Genomic DNA, 7,535 nt, shown 5'->3' on the forward strand with positions numbered 1-7,535 from the left:
TTGGGGGTCTTCTTTTTTTTTTTATTATTTATTTTTTTTTTACAGGGTGGGGGGGGGGGTCCTGATCCTTTTTTTTTTTTTTTTTTTTGGGGGGGGGGGGGGGGGGCCCCCCCCCCCCACCCCCGGGGTATTTTCAACCAGAAAGAAGCAGCAGCGGGCTGCGGCTTTAACTGTCCCGGTCCTCTGCTTCCTGCTGCTTCCACAAGGCCAGCAGCATGGTGCTGCCTGCCCATGGGGTTACCGCGTCCTGAATGAACAGCGGTGCCCGCAGTGGTTTCGGCTTGGGTCTTGCCCTGGTTTCAGTCTCTGCAAGGGAGGGCAGAAACGGGGTGCGCAATGTCTGCTCCATGCGGGCGACAATACCACAACGGCCTCAGATCGACAAAAGGGCCGGCACCTCTGCCATATCGTTGAACACCTCAGCCCCCAGCGCGGCAAGCCTGCTGCCGCTGCCTTGCGGAGCATACCCGAGGCAGCGCATGCCCGCGCGCACCGCAGCGGTGACGCCGCTGCCGCTGTCCTCGATCACCAGGCAATCGCGTGCCTGCACACCGAAGTGGCTGGCGGCGGCCAGGAACAACCCCGGTTCCGGCTTGGCCACACCCAAGGATTGGGCTGAGAACATGGCCTGCGGGTGGAACCGCTCCCACAGCCCGTTCTGGCCCAAAGTGATGCGCATCTTTTCCTCGCTGCCATTGGAGGCCACGCAGACCGGGATGCCATGTGCATCAAGCTGTGCCAGCAAATCGGGAATACCCGCTGTGAGCGGTATGCCCTCTTTCAGCCGGGCATAGGTCTCGGCATGGATTTCCGCGATCCAGTTTTCCGGCAGGTCCGCGCCCAGGCTGCGGGCCTTGGCCATCACATCCGCCATGGTGCCGCCGGTAAAATAAGCCATTGCCTGCTCTAAGGTCAGATCCAGCCCGTGGCGCGCAAGGTTGTCTGCCATCGCCTGGTTCGAGGCCGGCTCACTGTCCACCAGCACGCCGTCGCAGTCGAAGATCACCAGTTTCGGGGTCGGATAGGTCTTGGGCAAGACGGTCTGCCTCTATTCGGGAATGGCTGCAGGTCACAAGCTTACCCGTCATGCCCGGCTGCGGCAAAGCCGGAAACAAAAAATGCAGGAAGAAGACCCCCTGCATTCCTGTTTATACCCCGAAATTCAAGCGGCTTCGAACTTGCAACGCTTCTTCTTTGCCAGACTGACCAGCACTTCGTGACGTTTGTTTGCCGCCTCCAACGCCTCGTTTGCGTTGGCATAGTTCCCAATCACCGCGGGCCAGAACAGCAGTGCCGCCGCAACGTTCTTTCCAGATGCCGTTTTGCCTTTCTTGGCTTCGGCACGGATTTCATCAAGCTGGCCCATCTGGGTCTTGATCCCTTCGCAGGTCAGCGAAGCGTCATCGACATTATTTGTGGTGACAACGTCCGGTGAAACGCAGCCCGACAGGAACAACGAACCTGCTGCGAGCAGGCCAAGAAACGATGCAGTTTTCATATTGGATCCTTTAAAACCGCAGGAAAAGGCCGCGATTTGGGTTAATTCACCTGCTAACTACAATCTGTGATTTGATCCTGCAAACAAAAATCACGCATTCGGAGAAAGCCCCATCAGATGGTACGGGCTGCGCTCTGGCGCCGCACGCTGCTGCTGGTGGCGGGCGACGCTGGCCATGTGCCGCACGCCACGCCGGATGTTTCGGAACTGATCACCATCATCGTCGCGTAACGTTTCGGTCTGGACCGAAGCATCCAGGAGGCGGTGCGGGCTAGACAGGAGTCTTGAGCAAACAGAGGACTTTCACATGCTGACCTGCATAATCCGTTACCGTATCGACCCTGCCAAGAGGGCGCAGTTCGAACACTACGCCCGCAACTGGGGGCAGGCTATCCCGCGCTGCGGCGCGGAATTGGTCGGGTATTTTGCGCCGCATGAAGGGTCGTCGACACTGGCTTATGGCATCTACAATGTGGAGAACTTAGCTGAGTATGAAGCTTATCGTGCCCGGCTGGCGGCGGACCCCTTAGGGCGCGAGAACTATGAGTTTGCGCAGAAAGAGCGGTTTTTGCTGCGCGAGGACCGGACCTGGCTGAAACTGGCCTCGGCACCGCATGGGGCTGGTTGAGGGGGTGGATATGATAGCCGTGATGTTCGAAGCGGAGATTGCTCCGGGACAGAAAGAGTCTTATCTGCAGACCGCGGCCGCGCTGCGAGAGCTGCTGGAGCAGGTGGACGGCTTTATCTCGGTTGAGCGGTTCCAAAGCCTGAGCGCGCCGGAGAAGCTGTTGTCACTTTCTTTCTGGCGGGATGAGGCAGCGGTGCAGCGCTGGCGCGAGGGCGCAGAGCACCGGGCAGCGCAATGCAGCGGCCGGGAATGTGTCTTTGCGGATTACCGGCTGCGGGTGGCTGGAGTGATCCGGGACTATGGTATGGCGGACCGGCTGCAAGCGCCGGCGGACAGCCGGTCAATGCATGGTTGACCGGGACTGAATTACAACAGATGCCCGTTCCGGGGGAACCCGGACGAGAGGCAGCTTGTGGCGGCTGCGGAATAAGACAGCGCACCGGGTGGCGGCTCCCACCCGGCTTAGGAGCATGAAACATGCTCTGCGCCCGTTGGGCGTGGCAGCGCGCCTTTGCGCGCTGCCATCTGCCGCGCCGCAGGCGCGGCCGGGCCCAACTGCAGGCCAGGCCGGGTCCGTCAGGACCTGGAGCAGCAGGCGGGAGCGCCTTGCCTGCTTTTAGAGTTCCGCCGCCAGCCGCGTGCCCTGGTTTATGGCGCGCTTGGCGTCCAGTTCCGCGGCGACGTCGGCGCCGCCGATCACATGCGCAGTGATGCCATGCTCTGCCAGATCATCTGCAAGCGACCGGTCGGAGATCTGTCCGGAGCATAGGACGATGGTGTCCGCCGGAACCAGAGTGGGATTTTCGCGTGCGTCGCCAAAGGAGACATGCAGACCGTCCGCATCAATGCGCTCGTAGTTCACGCCGCCCAGGAATTCCACGTCCTTCATCTTGAGTGTGGCGCGGTGAATCCAGCCGGTGGTCTTGCCCAGCCGCTTGCCATGGCGTTCCGCCTTGCGCTGCAGGAGTGTTACACGGCGGGCAGGGGCGGCAGGCTGCGGGCCTTCAGGGGCGAGGCCCGCGCGGTGCTCTGCCGGGTCGGTGACGCCCCATTCCTTCATCCAGGCGGGCAGATCGGTGGCGGGGCTGTGGCCCTCTTCCAGCAGGAATTCCGAAACATCAAAGCCGATGCCGCCGGCGCCGATCACCGCAACCCGCTGTCCGGCCGGTTTCTTGTGGCGCAGCACGTCGATGTAGCTGAGGACATTGTCCCCGTCCTGGCCGGGAATGGCCGGATCGCGCGGGATCACACCGGTGGCGACAACGACCTCGTCAAAACCGGTCAGGTCCCCGGCGGAAACGTCGCGGCCCAGTTCCAGCTTGACGCCGGCCTCGGCCACCATGGTGCGGTACCAGTCGACCAAGCCCCAGAATTCCTCTTTGCCCGGAACCTGTTTGGCCATGTTGAGCTGGCCGCCGATTTCATCTGCCCGGTCGAACAGGGTGACCTGGTGGCCGCGCTGGGCGGCGGTGACGGCAGTGGCAAGGCCGGCAGGGCCTGCGCCCACGATGGCCACGGTTTTCACCGCGGCGGCGGGTTCGATCGCCAGCTCGGTCTCGTGGCAGGCGCGCGGGTTGACCAAACAGGACGTCAGTTTGCCGCTGAAGGTGTGGTCGAGACAGGCCTGGTTGCAGGCGATGCAGGGGGCGATGCGATCCGAATGGCCCGCCGCGGCCTTGGCCACGAAATCCGCATCTGCCAGCATCGGCCGCGCCATCGACACCATGTCTGCGCAGCCCGTTGCCAGCACGTCTTCGGCCACTTCCGGGGTGTTGATCCGGTTCGAAGTGATCACCGGAATGCCAACTTTGCCCATCAGTTTCCTGGTAACCCAGGCAAAGGCGGCACGGGGAACCGAGGTGGCAATGGTCGGTATGCGCGCCTCGTGCCAGCCGATGCCGGTGTTAAGGATGGTGGCGCCGGCCTTTTCAACCTCTTGCGCCAGCTGCACAACTTCCTCGTGGGTGGAGCCCTCGGGAACCAGGTCGATCATCGACAGCCGGTAGATGATGATGAATTCGCGGCCCACGGCCTCGCGGGTGCGGCGCACCACTTCGATGGGCAGCCGCATCCGGTTTTCATAAGACCCGCCCCAGCGATCGGTCCGTTTGTTGGTACGGGTGACCAGGAACTGATTGAGGAAATAGCCCTCGGACCCCATGATCTCGACCCCGTCATAACCTGCCTCCTGCGCCAGGCGGGCGGCGTTGACGATGTCGGCGATCTGCTTCTCAATCCCGTCCTCGTCCAGCTCATGCGGCGGAAAGGGGGAGATCGGCGATTTCACGGGGCTGGGGCCAACGCATTTCGGCCCATAGGCATAGCGGCCAGCGTGCAGGATCTGCATGGCGATCTTGCCGCCTGCCTGATGCACGCGGTCGGTCACCACGCGGTGGTTCTCGACGTCTTTGGCACAGGTCATCATTGAGGCACCGGGCAGCACCGAGCCTTCGAGGTTCGGGCCGATTCCACCGGTGACCATCAGTGCGACCCCGCCGCGGGCACGGGCGGCGTAGAACTCAGCGACCCGGTTCCAGTCGCCGGTCTCCTCCAGCCCGGTATGCATCGAGCCCATCAGCACCCGGTTCTTCAGCGTGGTAAAGCCCAGATCCAGCGGGGCAAGCATTTTGGGGTACGCAGTCATCTGAAACTCTCCCTGGCAGTTGCGCCTAGGATCGTGGGCGCGGGCCGCCTTGTCACGTGCAAACGCCGCGTCACCCCCTTGCGTGCCCCGGCGGCAAGCGGTCTAAGGTTGAGCAATGTATGGTTAGGAGAGCCTGATGACGCCGGAAGAGATTGCCAAGCTGCCCTACCGCCCCAATGTCGGGGTGATGCTGATCAATGCCGAGGGCGCGGTGTTCGTCGGCCAGCGCAAGGACCGTTACAAGGACGCCTGGCAGATGCCGCAGGGCGGGATTGATGCGGGCGAGGACCCGCGCGCGGCGGCCTTGCGTGAACTGGAAGAGGAAACCGGCGTGGTGCCGGAACTGGTGGAGATCATCGCCGAGAGCGATGGCTGGCTGCCCTATGACCTGCCGCATGATGTGGTGCCCAAATTCTGGGGCGGCAAGTACCGCGGGCAGGAGCAGAAATGGTATCTGATGCGGTTTCTGGGCCGCGATGATCAGGTTGATATTGCGACGGATCACCCGGAATTCTCGGCCTGGTGCTGGCAGCCGGTGGCGCAGCTGGTGGAGAAGATCGTGCCGTTTAAGCGCGAGGTTTATGCGCGGGTGGTGGATGAGTTCAGGGAGTATTTGTGAGATGGGATTGCGCCGGCCTCTCCTAAGCTTTTCAGCCTGGCCGAAAGGCCGGTTAACGCCTGACCTTCCCCGCGGGACGGCGCTTTGCACCTCGCCAAGGTCAGGCGCTGCCCTAAGCGTTCTTATCGCGGCAATGGTTGTGGCAATTTTCGCCAATTCTGCTGCCGCCCTCAGCTGCCTTCCTTGGGGACCTGCGGACGCCTATCTGCAGGCCGCAAAATCGGACAGCGTCTACAATGTCATCGCGGGGGAGCTGAGGTTCGACGAGAATCTGCTGCCGCAATCCCATGCTGACAACCCGAATGACACGCCGCCGCTGACCCGCATCCCGGCGCAGCTGTCAGGCAAGATGCTGGACGGCAAGTATTTCTCCAAACGGGTCAACGTGCAGGCAGTGCTTGAGGTGGAATGCCTCGGCCCCTGGTGCGGCGGCATGGCCTCGGGCGCGGGCCAGGTGTTCTTTGCCGAACAACGCGGGCAGGAGCTGGTGATCCGGGCGGGTGCCTGCGGCGGGTTTGTGTTTGCCGATACGTCTGAGGTGCGGCGGCAGGTTCTGGATTGCCACCGCGGCAAGGCGTGCGAGCCCGCAATGCCGCGGTGACCGGGGTTACTCCGCCGGGGCTGGGTGCCGTTTGGCGCGCAAGCGCAGCCGCGACTGGCCAAGCCACAGGCTGAACAGGGCCAGCAGGGCGCCCAGCATCTGGTTGGGTGTCAGGGTCTCAGCCAGCAGCAGCCAGCCCAGGATCACGGCCGACAGCGGGCTGAGCACACCGAGCAAAGACACCTGCGACGGCTCGATCCGGGCCAGGCCGCGGAACCACAGGATATAAGTCAGCGCGCCGCCGATCAGGCTCATATAGGCGAGGCCGGCGATGTTGGCGGCGGTGAAAACGGGGACCTCCGGCACCATCCACAGTGTTACCGGCACCAGCAGCAGCCCGCCTGCAGTCAACTGCCATGCAGTGAAGGTGAGCGGCGGGACAGGCGGCTGCCATTTGCGGCTTAGAACCACACCGCCAGCCATTGACAGCGCCCCGCCTAGGCCGGTCAGCACGCCCCATGTGTCGAGTCCGGCCGCAGGGGTCAGCACCAAAAGAGCAACGCCGGCGATGCTCAGCAGGGCGGCGGCAACGGCAGCGGCGCGGATCTGCGATTTCAGCAGCAGGGCCGACAGAAACACCACGATCAGCGGCTGCACGGCGCCCAGCGTCGCGGCGACGCCGCCGGGCAGGCGGTAGGCGGATACAAACAGCAGCACCCAGAACAGCGAGAAATTCAGCGCCCCCAGCACCGCCAGGCGCGGCAGCCAGTTGAGCGGCGGCAGCCGGCGCACCAGCAGCAGCAGCAAAAGCCCCGCAGGCAACGCCCGCAGCAAGGCCACCACCAGCGGCGAGTGGCCGGGCAGCAAAGAGGTCGTCACGATATAGCTGCTGCCCCAGATGGCGGGGGCAAGCGCGGTCAGCAGAAGGGTCCGGATGGGCATGGGGTTCTCCTTATCTTGATGTCGAGATAATGGATTTTATCTTGACGTCAAGATGCAATCTTCTAAACCGGGGATATGGACCATGTGGATTTTATTACCCAGCAATGGGAACGGGAGCGGCCGGACCTTGATGTCACGGCCATGGGCGTGATTGGCCGGGTAGCGCGGCTGTACCTGGCGTATCAGCGCGGAATGCACACGACCTTTGCAGAGTTCGGGCTGAATGCGGCCAAATTCGATGTGCTGGCCACGCTGCGCCGTTCGGGAGATCCTTACACATTGTCGCCGGGCGAGTTGCTGAAGGCAACAATGGTGGCCTCGGGCACGATGACCAACCGGATCGACCGGCTGGAAGCGGACGGGCTGGTCAAGCGCGACGTGAATCCGGAGGACAGCCGCAGCTTTCTGGTGGGGCTGACTAAGGAGGGCCTTGCCTTGGTTGACCGGGCGGTAACCGCGCATGTGCAGACGCAGGCGCGGCTGCTGGAGGGGCTGGGGACACAGGAGGTTGAGACCTTCAAGACGCTTTTGAGCAAAGCCCAGGCGGCGGCTGACAGCTGACGCCAAGAGTTCAAAAAGTCCAAATGCGCTGAAGTAAGAGGGCTGCGCGGGCTGGCGCCCTTGCGTCCTGCGGACGGCGGGGCGGGGGGGGGGGGGGGGGGG

10 protein-coding genes and 1 pseudogene are annotated in these 7,535 nt (G+C 63.1%); 6 read left to right on the forward strand and 5 right to left on the reverse strand.

What is annotated here, in order from left to right; translation table 11 throughout:
- Positions 1-166 precede the first annotated feature (166 nt).
- From L1069_RS23030 to L1069_RS23040, 3 genes are all read right to left on the reverse strand, one after another.
- The gene (locus L1069_RS23030; protein WP_129372092.1) at positions 167-349 is read right to left on the reverse strand and encodes a hypothetical protein; all 183 of its coding nucleotides are present in this window, start codon (positions 347-349) and stop codon (positions 167-169) included.
- Positions 350-373: 24 nt separating this feature from the next.
- The gene (locus L1069_RS23035; protein WP_129372091.1) at positions 374-1,036 is read right to left on the reverse strand and encodes an HAD family phosphatase; all 663 of its coding nucleotides are present in this window, start codon (positions 1,034-1,036) and stop codon (positions 374-376) included.
- Between the two features lie 126 nt (positions 1,037-1,162).
- On the reverse strand, positions 1,163-1,498 hold the full coding sequence (locus L1069_RS23040; protein ID WP_237457200.1) for a YgdI/YgdR family lipoprotein: 336 nt from the start codon (positions 1,496-1,498) through the stop codon (positions 1,163-1,165).
- Positions 1,499-1,642: 144 nt separating this feature from the next.
- Here L1069_RS23040 and L1069_RS23045 point away from each other — a divergent pair.
- The 3 genes and pseudogenes from L1069_RS23045 to L1069_RS23055 all read left to right on the forward strand — a co-directional run.
- Positions 1,643-1,729 (forward strand): annotated as a pseudogene (locus L1069_RS23045) (rod shape-determining protein RodA); the annotation flags it as partial.
- A gap of 76 nt (positions 1,730-1,805) precedes the next feature.
- Positions 1,806-2,126 (forward strand): NIPSNAP family protein, encoded by a 321-nt coding sequence (locus L1069_RS23050; RefSeq protein WP_237457201.1) that lies wholly within the window; start codon positions 1,806-1,808, stop codon positions 2,124-2,126.
- Positions 2,127-2,136: 10 nt separating this feature from the next.
- Entirely contained in the window at positions 2,137-2,481 is a 345-nt protein-coding gene (locus tag L1069_RS23055; RefSeq protein WP_237457202.1) for an antibiotic biosynthesis monooxygenase, read from the forward strand.
- Between the two features lie 261 nt (positions 2,482-2,742).
- On the opposite strand, the gene L1069_RS23060 is transcribed toward L1069_RS23055, so the two are convergent.
- Positions 2,743-4,770 (reverse strand): NADPH-dependent 2,4-dienoyl-CoA reductase, encoded by a 2,028-nt coding sequence (locus tag L1069_RS23060; protein WP_237457203.1) that lies wholly within the window; start codon positions 4,768-4,770, stop codon positions 2,743-2,745.
- A 136-nt stretch (positions 4,771-4,906) separates the two neighbouring features.
- On the opposite strand from L1069_RS23060, the gene L1069_RS23065 reads away from it, so the two are divergent.
- Positions 4,907-5,389: an RNA pyrophosphohydrolase gene (locus L1069_RS23065; protein WP_237457204.1), complete on the forward strand. Its 483-nt coding sequence runs from the start codon at positions 4,907-4,909 to the stop codon at positions 5,387-5,389.
- A 139-nt stretch (positions 5,390-5,528) separates the two neighbouring features.
- The gene (locus tag L1069_RS23070) at positions 5,529-5,990 is read left to right on the forward strand and encodes a hypothetical protein (protein ID WP_237457205.1); all 462 of its coding nucleotides are present in this window, start codon (positions 5,529-5,531) and stop codon (positions 5,988-5,990) included.
- A gap of 6 nt (positions 5,991-5,996) precedes the next feature.
- On the opposite strand, the gene L1069_RS23075 is transcribed toward L1069_RS23070, so the two are convergent.
- Positions 5,997-6,872: an EamA family transporter gene (locus tag L1069_RS23075; RefSeq protein WP_237457206.1), complete on the reverse strand. Its 876-nt coding sequence runs from the start codon at positions 6,870-6,872 to the stop codon at positions 5,997-5,999.
- Between the two features lie 75 nt (positions 6,873-6,947).
- Between L1069_RS23075 and L1069_RS23080 the strand changes: the two genes are divergently transcribed.
- Complete coding sequence (locus L1069_RS23080) at positions 6,948-7,433, forward strand: MarR family transcriptional regulator (protein WP_129372085.1); 486 nt, start codon at positions 6,948-6,950, stop codon at positions 7,431-7,433.
- Positions 7,434-7,535 lie beyond the last annotated feature (102 nt).

The organism is Leisingera sp. MMG026 (assembly GCF_021654205.1).
GTDB lineage: Bacteria > Pseudomonadota > Alphaproteobacteria > Rhodobacterales > Rhodobacteraceae > Leisingera.